The organism is Microbacterium phosphatis (assembly GCF_049177115.1).
In the GTDB taxonomy this organism is placed as follows: Bacteria; Actinomycetota; Actinomycetes; order Actinomycetales; family Microbacteriaceae; genus Microbacterium; species Microbacterium phosphatis.
This window is the reverse complement of sequence record NZ_CP185370.1, coordinates 2112156-2130184: the sequence shown is the minus strand read 5'-3', so window position 1 is coordinate 2130184 and position 18029 is coordinate 2112156. Positions and strand designations below refer to the sequence as shown.

Sequence of the window (18029 nt, the reverse complement as noted above, 5' to 3'; positions counted from 1 at the left end):
GTCCCAACACAGAAAGTGGCAACCACATGAAGAAGATCGCTTTCACCGCCGTCGCGGCCTTCGCCGCGCTGGCGATCGGCCTGACCGGCTGCACCTCGGAGCGCGGGGGCGGCGACGGGGGCGGCGCCGAGCCCGGTGACACCGAGGCGCCGGCCGGCTTCGAGGCCGGATCGCGCATCGGCGTCGCGCTGCCCGACAAGACCAGCGAGAACTGGGTGCTCGCGGGCGACCTGTTCGAGAAGGGTCTCGAGGAGGCCGGGTTCGTCCCCGACGTGCAGTACGCCCCCGCCAGCAACACCGTCGCCGAGCAGCAGAACCAGATCCAGGCGATGGTGACGTCCGGGGCGAAGGTCATCGTCATCGGCGCGAAGGACGGCAAGCAGCTCTCCACCCAGGTCGAGGCGGCGCGCGATGCAGGCGCCTACGTCATCGCCTACGACCGTCTCATCGAGAACACCGAGGCCGTCGACTTCTACGTCGCGTTCGACAACTTCAAGGTCGGTCAGCTGCAGGGGCAGGCGCTGCTCGACGGGCTCGACCAGCTGGCCGGTCACGACGCCCCGTACAACATCGAGCTGTTCTCGGGCTCGCCCGACGACGCCAACTCGGCCGTGTTCTTCAACGGCGCCATGGAGGTCCTCCAGCCGAAGATCGACGACGGCACGCTGGTCGTGGGGTCGGGGCAGACCGAGATCGGTCAGACCGCGACGCAGGGTTGGCTGCCCGAGAACGCGCAGGAGCGCATGGACGGCCTGCTCACCTCGACGTACGGCGACAAGGAGCTCGACGGCGTGCTCTCGCCCAATGACACGCTCGCCCGCGCGATCCTGACCTCGGTCGAGCAGGCGGGCAAGAAGCAGCCGGTCGTGACCGGTCAGGACTCGGAGGCCGAGTCGGTGCGCTGGATCATGGAGGGCCGCCAGTTCTCCACGATCAACAAGGACACCACCCTGCTCGTCGAGCAGACCATCAAGATGATCGGTCAGCTGCAGGCCGGCGAGGAGGTCGACGTCAACGACACCGAGCAGTACGACAACGGCGTGAAGGTCGTTCCCGCCTACCTGCTCGACCCGGTCATCGTGACGAAGGAGAACGCTCTCGAGGCGTACGCCAACGTCCCGAGCCTGCTGGAGATCGTGAAGTCGTTCTGACCCGCGGGGGATCCTCGGATCCGCTGCGCGAGGGCCGCCCGGTTCGCGAACCGGGCGGCCCTCGTCGTCGAGCGGAGCCCGGACGCGCCCCTAGGCTGACCAGCAGCCGATCCGAGGAGGCCCGACGATGACGTCACCGACCCCGACCGACCCCGTCAGCGGTGCGACCGTGCTGGTCACGGGCGCCGCCCGCGGGATGGGCGAGCTCTATGCCCGCCGCGCCGCGGCCGAGGGAGCCGCCGCGCTCGCGCTGTGGGATGTCGACGAGCCGGCGCTCGCCGCGCTCGCCGCGGCGCTGGAGCGCCCGGGGCTGACCATCGCGACGATCGCCGCGGACATCTCCCGCCTCGATGGGGTGCGCGCGGGGATGGCCCGGACGGTGGCGGAGGTCGGATCCCCGGACATCCTGATCAACAACGCGGGGGTGGTGCGCGGGGCGCCGTTCTGGGAGCACACCGCCGAGCGCGACATCGAGGGGACGATGCGGGTGAACACGCTGGCGCCCATGTGGCTGACGCGCGAGGTGCTGCCCGCGATGATGGCGGACACGGCGCGACCGAAGCGGATCCTCAACGTCGCCTCCGCGGCCGGCACGCTCGCCAACCCGAACATGAGCGTCTACGCCGCCTCGAAGTGGGCGATGATCGGCTGGAGCGAGTCGCTGCGGCTCGAGCTCGTGCGCGGCGGTGCCCGGCACGTCGCGGTGACCACCTTCTGCCCGAGCTACGTCTCGACCGGCATGTTCGCCGGCGCCCGCGGCCCGCTGCTGACCCCGATCATGACGCCCGGGCGGGCGGTCGATGCGGCCTGGCGCGGCATGCGCGCGGGGCGCGCCGTGGTGATGAAGCCCTGGACCGTGAAGCTCGCGATGGCCCTGCGCGGCGTCCTGCCCACGCGGGCATGGGACCTGATCGCCGATCGCGTGTTCCACGTCTACTCGTCGATGGACCGCTTCACGGGGCGCCCGGGCCGCTGACGGCCGGATCGGAGCCCGCGGATCCGCAGGTGGGCCGCCCGGTCATCGACCGGGCGGCCCTTCTGGCCGTGGGAGTCGTCGGAAGCGGCGACGGGTGTCACGCGACGGGCGCGCCCGCGACGGCGCGCGCGGCCGCGGCGATCGTGGCCGCGACCGCGTCGGGCCGCGAAACGCTGATCGCGTGGGATGCTCCGGCCACCTCGTGCGCCTCGCGTGCCCCGGCCCGTTCGGCGCCGGCCCGGAACACCTCGACGGGGATGTTGCGATCCTGGTCGCCGAAGACGTGCCAGGAGGGGATGTCCTTCCACGCCGGTCGCGCGGTCGGCAGCCCCTCGGACAGGGCCGCCTGGGTGACGGGGCGCTGCGTCGCCGCCATCAGTGCGGCCCGGGCCTCGGGCACGTCGGCCGCGAACTGGGTGTGGAACGCCTCCGCGCGGATCGCGAACTCGTTGCCGCCGGTGGCGACGGGATAGGCGGCGAGTGCGTCGCCGAGCGTGCTGCCGGGAGCGCTCGTCGACAGGCTGAACGCACTCTCGCCGGTGTCGGGCGCGAACGCGGAGGCGTACACGAGGCCGACGACGGCGGGGTTCTCGGCGGCGGCCTCCGTGATGACGAGGCCGCCGTACGAATGCCCGACGAGCACAACGGGACCGCCGATGGATCCGACGATGTCGCGCACGTAGGCGGCGTCGCCGGCCAGGCTGCGCAGCGGGTTGGCGGCGGCGACGACGCGCATGCCGGCGTGGTGCAGGCGGGAGATCACGGCGTCCCAGGGGGCGGACTCGGCGAAGGCGCCGTGCACGAGGACGATGGTGGGATTCTGATCGTTCATGGTCTTGCCTTTCGGTTCGGGGGAGAGAGGGGGCGGAGGATCAGGCGCGCAGCGCCGTGCGGAGGACGTCGATCGCCTGGGCGACCGCCGCGAACGTGGCGGCGGACGGACGCAGCGGGTTGAGCATCATGAAGTCGTGGATCGTCGCGTCGTAGCGCACCAGGGTGGTGCGCACGCCGGCCCGGATGAGCTTGCGCCCGTACGCCTCGCCCTCGTCGCGGAGGACATCGTTCTCGTCCACGATGAGGAAGGTCTCCGGCAGCCCGGCGAGCTCGTCGAGCGGGGCGCGCAGGGGAGACGCGGTCACATCGGCGCGCGCGTCCACGTCGGGCAGATAGCAGTCCCAGAACCAGGCCATCGCGTCGGCCCGCAGGTGGAATCCCTCGGCGAACTCGGTGTAGCTGGCGGTGTCCATGCCGGCGTCGGTGACGGGGTAGTAGAGCGACTGGTGGACGAAGCGGACGTCGCCCCGTCGCTTCGCGAGGATCGCGACGACGGTGGCCATGTTCCCGCCCACCGAATCGCCCGCGATGGCCAGCCGGGAGGCGTCGACCCCCAGCGCCTCGGCGTTCGCCCCGATCCACCGGGCGGTGGCATAGGCCTGCTCGACGGCGACGGGATGCCGCGCCTCGGGGGAGCGGTCGTATTCGACGAAGACCACCGCGGCGTCGACCCCGACGGCCAGCTCGCGCACCAGGCGGTCGTGGGTGCCCGCGTTTCCCAGCACCCAGCCCCCGCCGTGCACGTACAGCACCACGGGGAGGATCCCCTCCGCGTTCCGGGGCTTCACCACGCGGACTCGCACCTCGCCGACCTCGGCGGGCACGGTGTGCCATTCGTCGGCGATGTCCGGCAGCGGCACGGGGGCCGCCTGCACCTCGTCGAGCAGTCGACGCGCGCCGTCGACGCCGCGCTCGACGAGCGTGGGCGGCTGGGCGGCCGCGTCGGCGAATGCCTGCGCCTCTGGCTGCAGGATGTGTTCAGTCATCTCGGTCCTCACTTCTCGGTCGGATAGGGCGGGGCCACACGAGGTCGCGGGCCTGCAGATATGACCAGGCGCCGTCTCGGCGTGTGACAGGCCGACCGCGGGCCCGGCCCGGACAACCCCCCAGGCGCGCTCGAATACGCTGGGAACCCTTATGGCGCATCTTCTGGGGGCCGAGTCCCTGCACCTCGAATACCCGACCAAGGTGGTCTTCGATTCCGTCTCGCTGGGCGTGAACGAGGGCGACCGCATCGGCATCGTCGGCCGCAACGGCGATGGCAAGTCGAGCCTGCTCGGCATGCTGGCGGGCATCAAGGAGCCCGACGGGGGTCGCGTGACCGTCCGCGGCGGGGTGACGATCGGCGTCCTGGATCAGGCGGACACGCTGGATGACGACCTCACGATCGGCGGTGCCGTGGTGGGCGACATCCCCGAGCACGTCTGGGCCGGCGACCCGAAGGTGCGCGACGTCATCGCGGGGCTGCTCACCGACCTGCCGTGGGATGCGAAGCTCGGCACGCTCTCGGGCGGACAGCGCCGCCGCGTCGCCCTGGCGGCGCTGCTCGCCGGGGACTGGGACGTCCTCGCGCTCGACGAGCCCACGAACCACCTCGACGTCGAGGCCATCGCGTGGCTCGCCGCCCACCTGAAGAAACGATGGGCGCCGAACGCCGGTGGCCTGCTCACCGTCACCCACGACCGCTGGTTCCTCGACGAGGTCTGCACGATGACGTGGGAGGTCCACGACCGCATCGTCGACCCCTTCGAGGGCGGCTACGCCGCGTACATCCTGCAGCGCGTCGAGCGCGACCGCCAGGCCGCCGCGATCGAGCAGCGTCGCCAGAACCTCGCTCGCAAGGAGCTCGCCTGGCTGCGCCGCGGCGCTCCCGCGCGCACCTCGAAGCCCAAGTTCCGTATCGACGCCGCGAACCAGCTGATCGAGGACGTCCCCGAGATCCGCAACAAGACCGAGCTGTCGTCGCTGGCGGTCTCGCGTCTCGGCAAGGACGTCGTCGATCTGTTGGACGTGTCCGTCTCCTACGGCGAGAAGAAGGTGATCGAGCACGTCGAGTGGCGCCTGGCGCCCGGCGAGCGCACCGGCATCCTCGGTGTCAACGGCGCGGGCAAGTCGACGCTGCTCAGCCTGATCTCGGGCACCGTCGAGCCGACGACGGGCCGCGTCAAGCGCGGCACGACCGTCAAGGTCGCCACCCTCACGCAGCGCCTCGACGAGCTCGAGGAGCACATGAACGACCCGGTGCGCGTGGTGATCGCGAGCCTGCGCACCACCTATGCGTTCGGGTCCGGGTCGAAGGCGACCGAGCTCACGCCCGGCCAGCTGCTCGAGCGCATGGGCTTCTCGAGCGCGCAGCTCTCGACGCCGGTCAAGGATCTCTCGGGCGGCCAGAAGCGCCGGCTGCAGCTGCTGCTGATCCTGCTCGATCAGCCCAACGTGCTGATCCTGGATGAGCCGACCAACGATCTCGACACCGACATGCTGGCGGCGATGGAGGATCTGCTCGACTCCTGGCCCGGGACGCTCATCGTGGTGAGCCACGACCGGTACTTCCTCGAGCGGGTCACCGACAACCAGTACGCGATCCTGCGGGGGCCCGAGGGCGAAGGGGGACGGCTGCGTCACCTGCCCGGCGGGGTCGACGAGTACCTGAAGCTGCGCCAGCTCGAGCAGAACACGCCCGCGAAGTCGGCGGTCGCCCAGGCGGTGGCGACCGCGGGCCTGCAGGGCGCCGAGCTGCGCACCGCGCAGAAGGAGATCACCGCCCTCGAGCGCAGGATCGCGAAGCTCAGCCAGCAGGTCGACAAGGCGCGGACGGCCCTGGCCGATCACGACCAGGCGGACTATGCCGGCCTCGGGCGCGAGATGGAGGCCATCTCGGCGCTGCAGAGCGAGATCGAGGCCGCCGAGGAGCGCTGGTTCGAGCTCACGGAGTCGATCGGCTGATCTCGGCTCCGGCTCCGGCTCCGGCCTCGGCTTCGGCGGAGCGGGCGGCGTCGACGGCCGCGAGGCCGCCGCGCGCCAGCGCGACCACCGCGTCGAGCAGCGGGCCGGCACCGAGGATCCGCCCGTGGCCCCAGCCCGCGGTGCGCACCAGCCGCGCGCGGTCGCCGTGTGCGGCGACCAGCGACTCGGAGGCCGCGAGCGGCACCTGGCGGTCGCCGGTGTCGTGCACCGCGAGCAGGGCGACGTGGCTCGGCAGGGGATGGGCGACCGCGTCGTAGCGGCGCGCGGCGGATGCCGTGCTCTCGCCGATGCGGCGCGCGAAGTCGCGCGGGAACCGGCGCCGCACCCGCTCGGGGATAGAGGCCAGGTCCGCGAACCGGTCGATGAACACGGCGGGGGAGCCGGCGCCCGAGAGCGCCGCGACGGCATCGGCGGACACGCCCTCGCGCGCGGCCGTGAGCGCCGCCAGCGCGCCGAACGAGTGGCCGGCGAGCAGGTGGAAGGGGCCCTCGAGGCTCTCCAGCTGCCGGATCGCGTCCAGCCAGTCGCGGATGTCGGTGCGCCGCCCCGTCGAGGCGCCGTGGCTGGGCGCATCGAAGGCGACGACGCGGAAGCCCTCGGCGACGAGCTCGCGCACGAGCGGCGCGAACTGCGCGGAGCGGCCGCGCCAGCCATGCACGAGCAGCGCGGCATCGACTCCGGCACCCCACGTGTAGGTGACGACGCGCTCGCCGCGCACCGTGATCGCGCGGCGGCGCGCGACGAGGTCGGTGGCCTCCTCGTCGGGGCGGAGCGGCATCCGGGGCTGGGTCGTGAAGAACATCCGCAGGGCGATCCGGCTGCCCAGTGCGGGGACGAGTGCGGCCGCGCGAAGGCCGGCGCGGGCGGGGGTGAAGCGATCCATAACGGCTCCTCGAAGGATGTTTACGTACGATCGTGTGTAAATGTAGACCCTTCCGGATCAAAACGCACGACCGTTCGTATACTGGGGCCATGGAGACCACAACGGCCGACGGGCGACGGGCGCGAGGCGATGCCTCCCGGAGGGTGATCCTCGGCCATGCCGCCGACCTCGCGTCGGTCGAGGGGCTCGACGGGCTCAGCTTCGGGCGTCTCTCCGAGGTGTCCGGTCACAGCAAGAGCAGCATCGCGACGCTGTTCCGCGGCAAGGAGGCGCTGCAGCTCGCGACCGTGGCGACCGCCGCCGAGGTGTTCCGGCTGCGCGTCGTCGAACCGGCTCGTGCCCGGCCCCACGGCGCCGGCCGCGTCGCCGCGCTGCTCCAGGGTGTTCTCGACTACTCCCGCGAGCGGGTGTTCACCGGCGGCTGCTTCTTCTCGGCGATCAGCGCCGACGTCGACTCGAAGCCGGGGCCGGTGCGCGACGAGGTGCGGCGGTGGCAGGCGCTGTGGCGGGGGTACGTCGAGGCCCAGCTGCGGCACGCCGCCTCGTCGGGCGAGCTGACGGCCGGCGCCGACCCGGAGCGCCTGGCCTTCGAGCTGCTCGCGTACTTCACCGAGGCGAACGCCCGCTCGCTGCTCAGCGGCGAGGATCGCGCCTACGACCTCGCCGGCGCCGCGATGCGCGACCGCCTGCTCGCCGCCGGCGCCGACCCCGCGGCCCTCGACGCGCTCAGCTGAGCCGGGAAGGCCGCGCGGCGCGGTGACGCCATCGACGCGCCGGACGGCGCCGGCCTGATCTGAGCGGCGGTCGGCTCAGGCCGGGGGCGCCGTGTCGAAGCCGAGGCTGAGTCGGCGCAGCAGGGTCGCCAGGCGGTCGCGCTCCGACCCGTTCAGCGTGCCCAGCAGCACGGCCTCGGCGTCCATCAGGCGCGTGATCGCCGCATCCACCCGGATCCGGCCCTCGTCCGTCAGCGTGACCAGCACACTGCGCCCGTCACCCGGATCGGCCTCGCGGCGCACAAAACGGCGCCCGACGAGCCGGTCGATCCGGTTGGTCATCGTGCCGCTCGAGACGAGGGTCTGCTGCAGCAGCTGCTTCGGGCTGAGCTGATACGGGTCGCCGGAGCGGCGCAGCGCCGAGAGGACATCCCATTCCCAGGGCTCGATGTCGGTGCGCCGGAACGCCTCTCGCCGGGCGCGGTCGAGGTGGCGGGAGAGCCGGTCGACGCGGGAGAGGACCTCCATGGGCGAGAAGTCGAGGTCGGGGCGCTGCTGCGCCCACGCGCCGACGATGCGGTCGACCTCGTCCGTCTCGGATGTCATGCGCTCATTATCCCCGTGCGCGCCGCCGGCGCGTTCCACGCGATCGGGGGTTCCGGCGAGCACCGACCGCGAATGGCAGACTGGACCCCGAGCGTCTGACGGCGTTCTTCCGCCATGGTGTAACGGCAGCACGACAGCCTTTGGAGCTGTGAGGACCAGGTTCGAATCCTGGTGGCGGAGCATGACCGATAACACCGCGCTCGCGATCGTCATCCTCGCCGCAGGCCAGGGAACCCGCATGCGCTCGTCCCTGCCCAAGGTTCTGCACCCCATCGGCGGGCGCACGCTGCTGGGGCACGTGCTGCACACGGCGCAGCAGCTGCCTGCGTCGGACGTGCGCGTCGTCGTGCGCCACGAGCGCGACCGCGTGGTCCAGGTGCTCGAGGACATCCCGGGCGTCGAGGCCGTCGACCAGGACGAGATCCCCGGCACCGGCCGCGCCGTGCAGCTCGCGGTCCAGGCCCTGCCCGACGGGTTCGACGGCGACGTGCTCGTGCTCTCGGGCGATGTTCCGCTGCTCGACGTCGACACCCTCGCCGCTCTGCTCGACGAGCACCGCAGCACCGCCGCCGAGGCCACGCTGCTGAGCGCCACGCTCGATGATCCCACCGGCTACGGCCGCGTGATCCGCGACGCCGACGGCTCGGTGGCGCGCATCGTCGAGCAGAAGGACGCGTCGGACGAGGAGGCCGCGGTCGCCGAGATCAACGCCGGCGTCTACGTCTTCCGTGCGGCCTCGCTGCGCGACAGCCTCGCCCAGGTCACCACGGCCAACGCGCAGGGCGAGATGTACCTGACCGACGTCGTGCGGCTGCTGCGCGCCGCCGGTCGCCAGGTCGCGGCGCGCGCCGCCCGCGACGCCCGCATCGCGCTGGGGGTGAACGACCGCGTGCAGCTGTCGGAGGCCGCGGCCATCCTCAACGCGCGCATCGTGAACCACTGGCAGCGCCAGGGCGTCACGATCCAGGATCCGGCGACGACCTGGATCGATGACACCGCCACGCTCGCGCAGGACGTCACGATCCTGCCCAACACGCACATCCTGGGGGCCACCACGGTTGCCGAGGGCGCCAAGATCGGCCCCGACACCTCGCTCGTCGACTGCGAGGTCGGTGAGAATGCGGTCATCCGTCGTGCCGACGCGACGCTCGCCGTGATCGGCGCCGGCGCGAACGTCGGCCCCTACGCGTACCTGCGCGCGGGAGCCGAGCTGGCAGCGGGCGCGAAGGTGGGCACCTACGTCGAGATCAAGAACTCCCAGATCGGCGAGGGATCCAAGGTCCCGCACCTGTCCTACATCGGCGACACCACGATCGGTCGCGGCGTGAATCTGGGCGCCGGGGCGATCACCGCCAACTACGACGACATCCACAAGCACCGCACCGAGATCGGCGACGAGGTGCACACGGGCTCTCATAACGTATTCGTCGCGCCCGTTAAGCTGGGTGCCGGAGCGAAGACCGGTGCCGGGGCGGTCGTCCGCAAGGATGTGCCGGCCGGTGCCCTCGCCCTCAGTGTCGCCCCTCAGCGCAATGTCGAGGGGTGGGTCGAGAAGAACCGAGCGGGAACCGCAGCGGCAGACGCCGCGGCGCGGGCCCAGAGCGCAGAGTAAGGCAGCCGATGGCGCGCAAGAACAAGACGACCACCGACCACGAGCGCGAGAAGGGCATCGCGCCCGGCATCGTCTCGAAGACCAAGAAGCGCCTCGTCGTCGTCTCCGGCGGCTCCCACCCGGAGCTGGCTCACGCGATCGCCGCGCAGCTCGGCATCGAGGTCGCCCCGACCGAGCGCCGGGTCTTCGCCTCGGGCGAGATCTACACGCGCTTCGAGACCTCGATGCGCGGCGCCGATGTGTTCCTCATCCAGTCGTTCGGCAGCCCCGTGAACGAGTGGCTCATGGAGATGCTGATCATGCTCGACGCGCTCAAGCGCTCGTCGGCCAAGCGCATCACCGTCGTCGCGCCGTACTACCCGTACTCGCGCCAGGACAAGAAGGGCCGCGGCCGCGAGCCGATCTCGGCCCGTCTCGTCACCGACCTCATCGCCACGGCCGGCGCCGACCGCATCATGAGCATCGACCTGCACGCCGCGCAGATCCAGGGCTTTTTCAACGGCCCCGTCGACCACCTGTTCGCGAAGTCGATCCTCGCGCGCTACTTCGAGAAGTCGCTGGTGGGCGAGGACCGCGAGACCCTCACGGTCGTCTCGCCGGACATGGGTCGTGTGCGCGTCGCCGACACGTGGGCCGACGAGTTCGGCGCCCCGCTGGCGATCATCCACAAGCGTCGCGACCCCAAGGTCGCCAACCAGGTCACCGTGCACGACATCGTCGGCCAGGTCGAGGGTCGCACCTGCCTCCTCGTCGACGACATGATCGACACCGGCGGCACGATCGTCAAGGCCGCCCAGGCCCTCAAGGCCAACGGCGCCCGCAAGGTCATCGTCGCGGCCACGCACGCGATCTTCAGCCCGCCGGCTGTCGAGCGCCTGCAGGACTCGTCGATCGACGAGGTCGTCGTCACCGACACCGTCCCGATCTCGGAGGACCGCCGCTTCCCGAGCCTCACCGTGCTGTCGGCGGCCGACCTGCTGGCCCGCGCGATCCGCGAGGTCTTCGACGACGGCTCCGTCACGAGCATGTTCGACGGCGCCGCCTGACACCTGCGCACAGCCGGTGAGCGACAGCCGCCGGTGACGCCAGACGGGGTGATGGTCTTCGGACCGTCACCCCGTCTGGCGTCCGGGGCGTGTGCTCAGGCGTCGGCCGGGTCGACGGGCTTGGCCGGGAGGCTGACCTCGAAGGTCGTGTCGCCGGGGACGCTGCGCACCGTGATGGTGCCGTGGTGCGCCTCGACGATCGCCTTCACGATTGCCAGCCCGAGGCCCGTGCCGCCCGTCGCGCGGGCGCGCGAGCGGTCGGCGCGGGCGAAGCGGGCGAACAGATCCGGCAGCAGGTCCGCATCGATCCCGGGCCCGTCGTCGTGCACGCGCAGGACCCCGCGGGTCGCCGATCCCGCCCCCTCGTGCGTCACCGACACGGTCACCGTGGTGCCCGGCGGGGTGTGGGTGCGGGCATTGGCGAGCAGGTTGACGATCACCTGGTTCAGACGCGCGGCGTCGCCGGCGACGATCACCGGCTCCTCGCCCACCTCGATGCGCATGGTGTGCGAGGCGTCGGCGACGCGCTGGTCGCCCACCGACTCGAGGGCGAGCTGCGTCAGGTCGACGGCGCCGTAGACGAGCTCCTGGCCCTCGTCGAGGCGCGCGAGCAGCAGGAGGTCCTCGACCAGGCCGGTCATCCGGATCGACTGCGCCTGGATGCGCTCGAGCGACTGCCCCGTGATCTCGGACAGCGACGGGTCGCGCAGCGACAGCTCCGAGTACCCGCGGATCGAGGCCAGGGGAGTGCGCAGCTCGTGGCTGGCGTCGGCGACGAAGGTGCGCATGCGCTCCTCGTTGCGCTGGCGCGCGTGCAGCGAGGCGTCGACGTGGTCGAGCAGCGTGTTCAGCGCGGCGCCCACCTGCCCGAACTCGGTGCGCGGATCCGCCTGCTCGGCGGGGACGCGCTCCTCGATGCGCACAACACCCTGATCGAGCGGCTGGCGCGAGACGCGCTGCGCGGTGGCGGCCACCGTGCGCAGCGGCTTGAGGCCCTGCCGGATCACCAGCGTGATCGCCGCGCCGAGCACGAACAGCCCCGCGGCCGTGGTGAAGGTGATGGTCGTGAGCAGGTTGCCGATCGTGGTGCGGACGTCGTCGGTCGACTGGCCCATCACCGCGTAGCCGCCCGGGATCGGCCCGTGCAGCACCCGGAACTCGCCGAGGTGCGGCACCGTCAGGGTGTCGACGGCGGTGACCTCGCCCGGGGCATCCTGGCGGGGCAGGCTCCGGGCGCCGAAGTGCAGGCCGCTCAGCTGCGTCGCGGTGAGCGCCTGGGTGTCGTAGTGCTCGTCGACGACCGCCCCGGTGAGCGTGCCGTCGGCGGTCTCGAAGATCAGGATCGTGCCCGCCGGCAGCTGCGCGACGCTCAGCGTGCCCTCGGCGTCCATGGCCTCCGAACCCACCAGCAGCGGCTTCGACTCGGACACCATGGTGCGAACCTGCTGCGTCAGGCGATCCTCGAGCGAGGCGTTCAGCATCACGCTGGTCACGGCGGCGACCACGATGAAGATGAGCGACACGAAGCCGAACACCGTGAGCATCAGCCGCGCCTGGAACGACAGCGGCGGGTGACGGCGAGGCGATCCCGTCGCGGGCCCCGCGGCGGGATCCGCGGCGGACGAGACGGCGTCCGTCACTGAGGCGCCTTGATCATGTAGCCCACGCCGCGGACGGTGTGGATGAGGGGCTCGCGGCCGGCATCGATCTTCTTGCGCAGGTACGAGATGTAGAGCTCGACGACGCTCGAGCGGCCGCCGAAGTCATAGCTCCAGACCCGATCGAGGATCTGCGCCTTCGAGACCACCTTGCGCTCGTTGCGCATCAGGAAGCGCAGCAGCTCGAACTCGGTCGCCGTGAGCTCGATCTCGACGCCGTCGCGCATCACCTCATGGCTGTCCTCGTTGAGGCTCAGGTCTCCCACGCGCAGGATCGGCTCGGCATCGGCCGAGTGCGCCGTTCCCGAGCGGCGCATCAGGGCGCGCAGGCGCGCGACGACCTCCTCCAGGCTGAAGGGCTTTGTGACGTAGTCGTCGCCGCCCGCGGTGAGGCCGGCGACGCGGTCCGAGACGGCGTCCTTCGCGGTGAGGAAGAGCACGGGCACGTCGTCGCCGCCCTGGCGCAGGCGCTGCAGCACGGCCATGCCGTCGAGGTCGGGCATCATGATGTCGAGCACGAGCGCGTCCGGCCGGAACTCCTTCGCCGCGGTCAGCGCCTCGAAGCCGCTGCCGGCGGTGCGCACCTCCCAGCCCTCCATCTTCAGGGCCATGGCGAGGAGGTCGGTCAGCATCTGCTCGTCGTCGACGACCAGGACGCGCACCGGCGATCCGTCGGCGCGCAGCAGGGCAGGGGCGTGGGGCGTGCTCATGCCCCCATCATCGCCGTGAAGCTATGAGGTTTCTATGGAGGCAGCTATGCGTGGGATGGGAGATCACAGGCCCTGTCGGGTGTCGGAGCCCGCTGGTACCTTCCCCGCATGGTCAACGACGACATCAGCGCCGCCCTCGGCGGCTCCGCGATCCGTCCCGGCGATCCCGACTGGGACGCCGCACGCCGATTCCATTCCGGCATCGGCGACCCCGCACTCATCGTGCGCGCCTCCTCGGTCGAGGACGTCCGCTCCGCCGTCGCGCTCGCCGCCAGGGAAGGGCTCGAGATCATGGTCCGCGGCGGCGGCCACAGCGCCTGGGGAACACTTCCCGGCGGCGCGACGATCGACATCGCCGCGCTCGACGACGTCACCCTCGACGGCACCCGGGTCCGGGTCGGGGGCGGCGCGCGCTGGGGCGATGTCGCGCGCCTCCTCTCGTCCCGTGGGCTCGGCCTGAGCTCGGGAGACACAGCCTCGGTCGGCGTCGGAGGCCTGACTCTCGGCGGCGGCATCGGCCTGATGGTGAGGGCCTGGGGCCTCGCCTGCGACCAGCTCGTGGGAGCGCAGGTCGTCACCGCCGCCGGCGACGTCGTCGAGGTCGACGACGTCGCCCAGCCCGAGCTGATGTGGGCGCTCCGCGGCGGCGGCGGCAACTTCGGCGTGGTCACGCGGTTCGACTTCGAGGCCCATCCGCTGACCGCCGTCGTCGCGGGCGAGCTCGGGATCGAATCGGACGCGCGCCCCGTGCTGCGGGCGATGCGCGACCTCCTGCCGCACGCCCCCCGAGAGCTGACGCTGACGTACATGGACGTCCCGCCGATGGATCCGAGTGCCCCGGCGGGCGCCTCCATCGCGGTGGTGTGGGCAGGCGACGACGAGAACGCCGCCCGCGCCGCGATCGCCCCGTTGCTGGCGACGCCGGGCGTCGTCCCGCGCGATCTCGGGCTCCGCGCCTATCCCGACATCCTCCTCGACGGCCCCGAGTTCGATCCCGACGCTCCCATGCCCGGATTCGTCGGAGGTAACACGCTGCTGCCGCGGCTGGACGACGACGCGATCGAGCGCCTCGCCGCGTTCCGCGAGGCGAACGCGGCGTCCGTGCTGCTTCTGCGTTCGCTCGGCGGGGCGTATGGCGACGTCCCGCCGGACGTGTCGGCCTTCCCGGCCCGCGAGGCCACGTGGTTCGCCATGGCCGGGGCGTTCGACGTGCCGGGCCTCCTCGACGCGGCGGGACGCGCGCGGGCGCTCGACGACTGGCAGGCGATCGAGGCCCGCGGCGCGGGCGTCTACGGCAACTTCACCACGTCGACCGATCAGAGCTGGGTCGAGCGGATGTACGCCCCGCCGACGCTGGCGCGCCTGGCCGAGGTCAAGCGCACGTGGGATCCGGGCAACGTGTTCTCCCGCAACCACAACGTGCGTCCGGCCTGACCCCATAGCGGATTCTCATCCGGCTCCTGCGTTGGTCATACGACCGAGCCATAGCGTCTCGATGTCGGCGCCCCCGAGAACGCGGGAGGCCGCACCTGAGAACAGGTGCGGCCTCTCGGACGTTCGGGCGGAAGACGTCAGTGCGTGTCCTCGGCCTCGATCTCGGTGCGGTCGCCCGACCACTGCGTGTGGAAGGTGCCGTCCTTGTCGATGCGCTTGTAGGTGTGCGCGCCGAAGAAGTCGCGCTGACCCTGGATCAGCGCGGCCGGCAGGCGGTCGGCGCGGATGCCGTCGTAGTACGCGAGCGACGACGAGAACGCCGGCGAGGGGATGCCCGCCTGCGTCGCGGCGATGACGACACGACGCCACGCGGCCTGGCCGCGCGACAGGGCGTCGGCGAAGTACGGAGCGGCCGCGAGCAGGGGGAGCTCGGGCTGGTCGGCGTACGCGTCGGCGATGCGGTTGAGGAACTGGGCGCGGATGATGCAGCCACCGCGCCAGATGCGGCTCACGGCGCCGTTGTCGATCGTCCAGTTGTACTCGGCGGCACCGGCGTGGATCTCGTCGAAGCCCTGCGAGTAGGCGATGATCTTCGACGCGAACAGGGCCTGGCGCACGTCCTCGATGAACGCGTCGGCGTCGACGACGGTGAACGCCTCGTCGGGGCCCGGGAAGCTGCGGGCGGCGGCACGCTGCTCCGGGTGAGACGACAGCGAACGGGCGAACGTGGCCTCCGCGATGCCCGAGACCGGCACACCGAGCGCGAGCGCGGTCTGCACGGTCCAGGCGCCGGTGCCCTTGGCGCCGGCCTGGTCGAGGATGACATCGACCAGCGGCTTGCCGGTCTCGGCGTCGACCTGGCGCAGCACCTCGGCGGTGATCTCGATCAGGTACGACTCGAGCTCGCCCTTGTTCCACTCGGCGAAGATGTCGGCGATCTCGGCGGGGGTCTTGCCCGTGCCGCGGCGGATCAGGTCGTAGGCCTCGGCGATGAGCTGCATGTCGGCGTACTCGATGCCGTTGTGCACCATCTTGACGAAGTGGCCCGCGCCGTCGTGGCCGACGTGCGTGACGCAGGGCTCGCCCTCGGCGATCGCGGCGATGCCCTTCAGGATCGGGCCGAGCGTGACCCACGACTCGTCCGAGCCGCCGGGCATGATCGAGGGGCCCGTGAGGGCGCCCTCCTCGCCGCCGGAGATGCCGGCGCCGACGAAGTTGATGCCCGTCTCGCGGACGGCCTTCTCGCGGCGGATGGTGTCGGGGAAGTAGGCGTTGCCGCCGTCGACGATGATGTCGCCGGGCTCGAAGACCTTGACCAGCTCGTCGATGACGGCGTCGGTCGGGCCGCCGGCCTTGACCATGATGATCGCGGTGCGCGGCTTGCTCAGGCTCGCGGCGAACTCCTCGTAGGAGAACGTGCCCACGAACTCGGCCTCGGGGTGCGCCGCCAGCAGCTCGTCGGTCTTGGAGCGGCTGCGGTTGAGGATGGCAACCTTGTTGCCCTCGCGGCTCGCGAGGTTGCGGGCGAGGTTCGAGCCCATAACGGCGAGGCCCACGACGCCGATGTTGGCGACGGCCTGAGTGGTGGAAGCGTCGGTCACGCGATCTCCTTGCACACGGATCACTGGGGTGATCTCTGGGGGACGGTGTCTCGGGACGCGCGCGCCGCCGGACAGCGGGTCAGAGGGACGGGATCGCGCCCGCAGGCGCGGTCCGTCGGGTCCAGACTACGGGGCCGCGCGCTCACGGACGTCCGCGCGCGGTGGTGAGGCGTCAGTCCTTGCGGTAGCCCGAGCGCCCGAGCGAGAAGAACGCGCCCACGACGAGGACGGTGGCGATGATGCTCATCAGCGCGATGACGGTGGTCACGATGTGCGTGGGGTCGATCACAGGTTCTCCCTGGCAGGATCGCGGGCCCGGCGAAAGGGGCCCGCGGAGGGCGGATTCCGCGCCGAAACAGCGCGTAATGAATCTACCGGGTCGTCCGGTAGGATGGAGCCCGACCTCGGCGAGGGCGCGCGCGTACTGCGCAGCCGTTATCGACGCGGGACGAGCCTCGTGGCTCTCCTCACGCGTTGCGATCCGATAGCCGCCGCCTGGGTCGAGAGAAACCCACAGACCTTCGCACGGACCTTTCCGTTCGCGCGCCCCACGAGGAGAACAACATGTCTGAGCAGTCCACGCTCGAGGTCGCCGTCCGCACCGAGTTCGGCAAGGGCTTCGCCCGCCGTCTCCGCGCCGCCGGCAAGATCCCCGCCGTCCTCTACGGTCACGGCACCGAGCCCGTGCACCTGGCCCTCCCGGGTCACGAGACGGCGCTGATCATCCGTCACGCGAACGCCATCATCGAGCTCAAGATCGAGGGCAAGACGCAGCTCGCGCTCGTCAAGGACGTCCAGAAGGACCCGGTGCGTCAGATCATCGAGCACCTCGACCTCGTCGTCCTGAACAAGGGCGAGAAGGTCATCGTCGACGTCCCCGTCGCGGTCGAGGGCGAGTCGGCTCCCGGCACCATCGTCAACCAGGACGCGACGACCCTGTCGGTCGAGGTCGAGGCGATCAGCATCCCCGAGCACCTCGTCGTCAACGTCGACGGTCTCGAGGACGGCACCCACGTCACCGCCGGTGAGGTCGAGCTGCCCCAGGGCGCCACGCTCGTGACCGACGCCGACGTGCTGGTCGTCGGCATCACGACGCCGGCCGCGCCGACCGAGGACGAGGCTGCGGCCGAGGGCGAGACCACGGAGGCCGCCGAGTAATTCGGTTCCTTTTGGGGAGGGGGCGCGAGCGATCGCGTCCCCTCTCCCTTTTTCTGCGCGTGCGCGCCTGCTGAGAGGATGGAGCCATGGCGGACACCTGGCTGATCGTAGGGCTCGGAAACCCGGGGCCCCGGTATGAGGCGACCCGGCACAACGTCGGTCAGATGGTGATGGACGAGCTCGCGTCGCGCCGTTCGACCCCGTTCAAGCAGCACAAGGCGAACGCCCGTGTCGCCGAGACGTGGCTGCGGCCGGGGGCCGCCAAGCTCGTGCTGGCGAAGCCGAACTCGTTCATGAACGTCTCGGGCGGCCCCGTCGCGGGCCTCGCCCGGTTCTACGGCGCCGACCCGGATCACGTGATCGTTGTGCACGACGAGCTCGACATCCCGTTCGACACCCTCAAGCTCAAGACCGGTGGCGGCCACGGCGGGCACAACGGTGTCCGCGATGTGGCGAAGGCGCTGGGCACCGCCGACTTCCACCGCGTGCGAGTGGGCATCGGCCGCCCGCCCGGCCGGCAGGATCCGGCCGACTGGGTGCTCGACCCGTTCAGCGCCGCCGACCGTCAGACGCTGCCCATCCTGATCTCCGACGCCGCCGACGCGGTCGAGCGCATCGTCGAGCACGGGCTCACCGCCGCGCAGCAGGTCGCGCACGCTCCGAAGGCCTGAGGTTCCGCC

16 protein-coding genes and 1 tRNA gene are annotated in these 18029 nt (G+C 71.4%); 10 read left to right on the top strand and 7 right to left on the bottom strand.

Annotation, left to right across the window (positions count from 1 at the left end; translation table 11 throughout):
* Window positions 1–26: 26 nt before the first annotated feature.
* Window positions 27–1151 carry a sugar-binding protein gene (locus ACOKGD_RS10190; protein ID WP_342337206.1) on the top strand — a complete coding sequence of 375 codons (1125 nt, stop codon included), beginning with the start codon at window positions 27–29 and terminating at the stop codon, window positions 1149–1151.
* Window positions 1152–1278: 127 nt separating this feature from the next.
* Window positions 1279–2127 carry an SDR family NAD(P)-dependent oxidoreductase gene (locus ACOKGD_RS10185; protein WP_342337205.1) on the top strand — a complete coding sequence of 283 codons (849 nt, stop codon included), beginning with the start codon at window positions 1279–1281 and terminating at the stop codon, window positions 2125–2127.
* Window positions 2128–2224: 97 nt separating this feature from the next.
* On the opposite strand, the gene ACOKGD_RS10180 is transcribed toward ACOKGD_RS10185, so the two are convergent.
* Window positions 2225–2959 carry an alpha/beta fold hydrolase gene (locus ACOKGD_RS10180; protein ID WP_342337204.1) on the bottom strand — a complete coding sequence of 245 codons (735 nt, stop codon included), beginning with the start codon at window positions 2957–2959 and terminating at the stop codon, window positions 2225–2227.
* Window positions 2960–2999: 40 nt separating this feature from the next.
* Window positions 3000–3947, bottom strand: a complete 948-nt coding sequence (locus ACOKGD_RS10175; RefSeq protein ID WP_342337203.1) for an alpha/beta hydrolase — start codon at window positions 3945–3947, stop codon at window positions 3000–3002.
* 151 nt (window positions 3948–4098) lie between these two features.
* Between ACOKGD_RS10175 and ACOKGD_RS10170 the strand changes: the two genes are divergently transcribed.
* Window positions 4099–5907: an ABC-F family ATP-binding cassette domain-containing protein gene (locus ACOKGD_RS10170; protein ID WP_342337202.1), complete on the top strand. Its 1809-nt coding sequence runs from the start codon at window positions 4099–4101 to the stop codon at window positions 5905–5907.
* Here the strand turns inward: ACOKGD_RS10170 and ACOKGD_RS10165 are convergent.
* The gene (locus tag ACOKGD_RS10165; protein ID WP_342337201.1) at window positions 5888–6811 is read right to left on the bottom strand and encodes an alpha/beta hydrolase; all 924 of its coding nucleotides are present in this window, start codon (window positions 6809–6811) and stop codon (window positions 5888–5890) included. The two genes, ACOKGD_RS10170 and ACOKGD_RS10165, sit on opposite strands and share 20 nt — an antisense overlap.
* An 89-nt stretch (window positions 6812–6900) precedes the next feature.
* Here ACOKGD_RS10165 and ACOKGD_RS10160 point away from each other — a divergent pair, with 89 nt between their 5' ends.
* Window positions 6901–7545, top strand: coding sequence for a TetR family transcriptional regulator C-terminal domain-containing protein (locus ACOKGD_RS10160; RefSeq protein ID WP_342337200.1), 645 nt, complete (start codon window positions 6901–6903; stop codon window positions 7543–7545).
* 75 nt (window positions 7546–7620) lie between these two features.
* Here the strand turns inward: ACOKGD_RS10160 and ACOKGD_RS10155 are convergent, their stop codons facing one another.
* Window positions 7621–8130, bottom strand: a complete 510-nt coding sequence (locus ACOKGD_RS10155; RefSeq protein ID WP_342337199.1) for a MarR family winged helix-turn-helix transcriptional regulator — start codon at window positions 8128–8130, stop codon at window positions 7621–7623.
* Window positions 8131–8238: 108 nt separating this feature from the next.
* On the opposite strand from ACOKGD_RS10155, the gene ACOKGD_RS10150 reads away from it, so the two are divergent.
* The 3 genes from ACOKGD_RS10150 to ACOKGD_RS10140 all read left to right on the top strand — a co-directional run bounded on the left by ACOKGD_RS10150 (window position 8239) and on the right by ACOKGD_RS10140 (window position 10788).
* Window positions 8239–8310 (top strand) — tRNA-Gln (locus ACOKGD_RS10150).
* 1 nt (window position 8311) lies between these two features.
* Complete coding sequence (gene glmU, locus ACOKGD_RS10145; protein ID WP_342337198.1) at window positions 8312–9742, top strand: bifunctional UDP-N-acetylglucosamine diphosphorylase/glucosamine-1-phosphate N-acetyltransferase GlmU; 1431 nt, start codon at window positions 8312–8314, stop codon at window positions 9740–9742.
* A gap of 8 nt (window positions 9743–9750) precedes the next feature.
* A complete protein-coding gene (locus ACOKGD_RS10140; RefSeq protein ID WP_342337197.1) occupies window positions 9751–10788 on the top strand; it encodes a ribose-phosphate diphosphokinase in 1038 nt (345 codons plus the stop codon).
* Between the two features lie 95 nt (window positions 10789–10883).
* Here the strand turns inward: ACOKGD_RS10140 and ACOKGD_RS10135 are convergent, their stop codons facing one another.
* Window positions 10884–12428, bottom strand: coding sequence for a sensor histidine kinase (locus ACOKGD_RS10135; RefSeq protein ID WP_342337196.1), 1545 nt, complete (start codon window positions 12426–12428; stop codon window positions 10884–10886).
* Complete coding sequence (locus ACOKGD_RS10130; RefSeq protein ID WP_342337195.1) at window positions 12425–13156, bottom strand: response regulator transcription factor; 732 nt, start codon at window positions 13154–13156, stop codon at window positions 12425–12427. Before ACOKGD_RS10130 ends, ACOKGD_RS10135 begins: the two co-directional genes overlap by 4 nt.
* A gap of 108 nt (window positions 13157–13264) precedes the next feature.
* On the opposite strand from ACOKGD_RS10130, the gene ACOKGD_RS10125 reads away from it, so the two are divergent.
* Entirely contained in the window at window positions 13265–14590 is a 1326-nt protein-coding gene (locus ACOKGD_RS10125) for an FAD-binding oxidoreductase (RefSeq protein WP_342337194.1), read from the top strand.
* A 137-nt stretch (window positions 14591–14727) separates the two neighbouring features.
* Here the strand turns inward: ACOKGD_RS10125 and gndA are convergent, their stop codons facing one another.
* Window positions 14728–16191: an NADP-dependent phosphogluconate dehydrogenase gene (gene gndA / locus ACOKGD_RS10120; RefSeq protein ID WP_342337193.1), complete on the bottom strand. Its 1464-nt coding sequence runs from the start codon at window positions 16189–16191 to the stop codon at window positions 14728–14730.
* Between the two features lie 564 nt (window positions 16192–16755).
* Between gndA and ACOKGD_RS10115 the strand changes: the two genes are divergently transcribed.
* Window positions 16756–17349 carry a 50S ribosomal protein L25/general stress protein Ctc gene (locus tag ACOKGD_RS10115; RefSeq protein WP_342337192.1) on the top strand — a complete coding sequence of 198 codons (594 nt, stop codon included), beginning with the start codon at window positions 16756–16758 and terminating at the stop codon, window positions 17347–17349.
* Window positions 17350–17435: 86 nt separating this feature from the next.
* The gene (gene pth, locus ACOKGD_RS10110) at window positions 17436–18020 is read left to right on the top strand and encodes an aminoacyl-tRNA hydrolase (protein WP_342337191.1); all 585 of its coding nucleotides are present in this window, start codon (window positions 17436–17438) and stop codon (window positions 18018–18020) included.
* Window positions 18021–18029: the final 9 nt, after the last annotated feature.

Coding starts and splice junctions, on each gene's coding strand:
- ACOKGD_RS10190 (WP_342337206.1), top strand. CDS start 27: ATGAAGAAGATCGCTTTCACCGCCGTCGCGGCCTTCGCCGCGCTGGCG.
- ACOKGD_RS10160 (WP_342337200.1), top strand. CDS start 6,901: ATGGAGACCACAACGGCCGACGGGCGACGGGCGCGAGGCGATGCCTCC.
- ACOKGD_RS10125 (WP_342337194.1), top strand. CDS start 13,265: ATGGTCAACGACGACATCAGCGCCGCCCTCGGCGGCTCCGCGATCCGT.
- ACOKGD_RS10115 (WP_342337192.1), top strand. CDS start 16,756: ATGTCTGAGCAGTCCACGCTCGAGGTCGCCGTCCGCACCGAGTTCGGC.
- ACOKGD_RS10185 (WP_342337205.1), top strand. CDS start 1,279: ATGACGTCACCGACCCCGACCGACCCCGTCAGCGGTGCGACCGTGCTG.
- ACOKGD_RS10180 (WP_342337204.1), bottom strand. CDS start 2,959: ATGAACGATCAGAATCCCACCATCGTCCTCGTGCACGGCGCCTTCGCC.
- ACOKGD_RS10170 (WP_342337202.1), top strand. CDS start 4,099: ATGGCGCATCTTCTGGGGGCCGAGTCCCTGCACCTCGAATACCCGACC.
- ACOKGD_RS10155 (WP_342337199.1), bottom strand. CDS start 8,130: ATGACATCCGAGACGGACGAGGTCGACCGCATCGTCGGCGCGTGGGCG.
- ACOKGD_RS10165 (WP_342337201.1), bottom strand. CDS start 6,811: ATGGATCGCTTCACCCCCGCCCGCGCCGGCCTTCGCGCGGCCGCACTC.
- ACOKGD_RS10130 (WP_342337195.1), bottom strand. CDS start 13,156: ATGAGCACGCCCCACGCCCCTGCCCTGCTGCGCGCCGACGGATCGCCG.
- ACOKGD_RS10175 (WP_342337203.1), bottom strand. CDS start 3,947: ATGACTGAACACATCCTGCAGCCAGAGGCGCAGGCATTCGCCGACGCG.
- ACOKGD_RS10140 (WP_342337197.1), top strand. CDS start 9,751: ATGGCGCGCAAGAACAAGACGACCACCGACCACGAGCGCGAGAAGGGC.
- pth (WP_342337191.1), top strand. CDS start 17,436: ATGGCGGACACCTGGCTGATCGTAGGGCTCGGAAACCCGGGGCCCCGG.
- glmU (WP_342337198.1), top strand. CDS start 8,312: ATGACCGATAACACCGCGCTCGCGATCGTCATCCTCGCCGCAGGCCAG.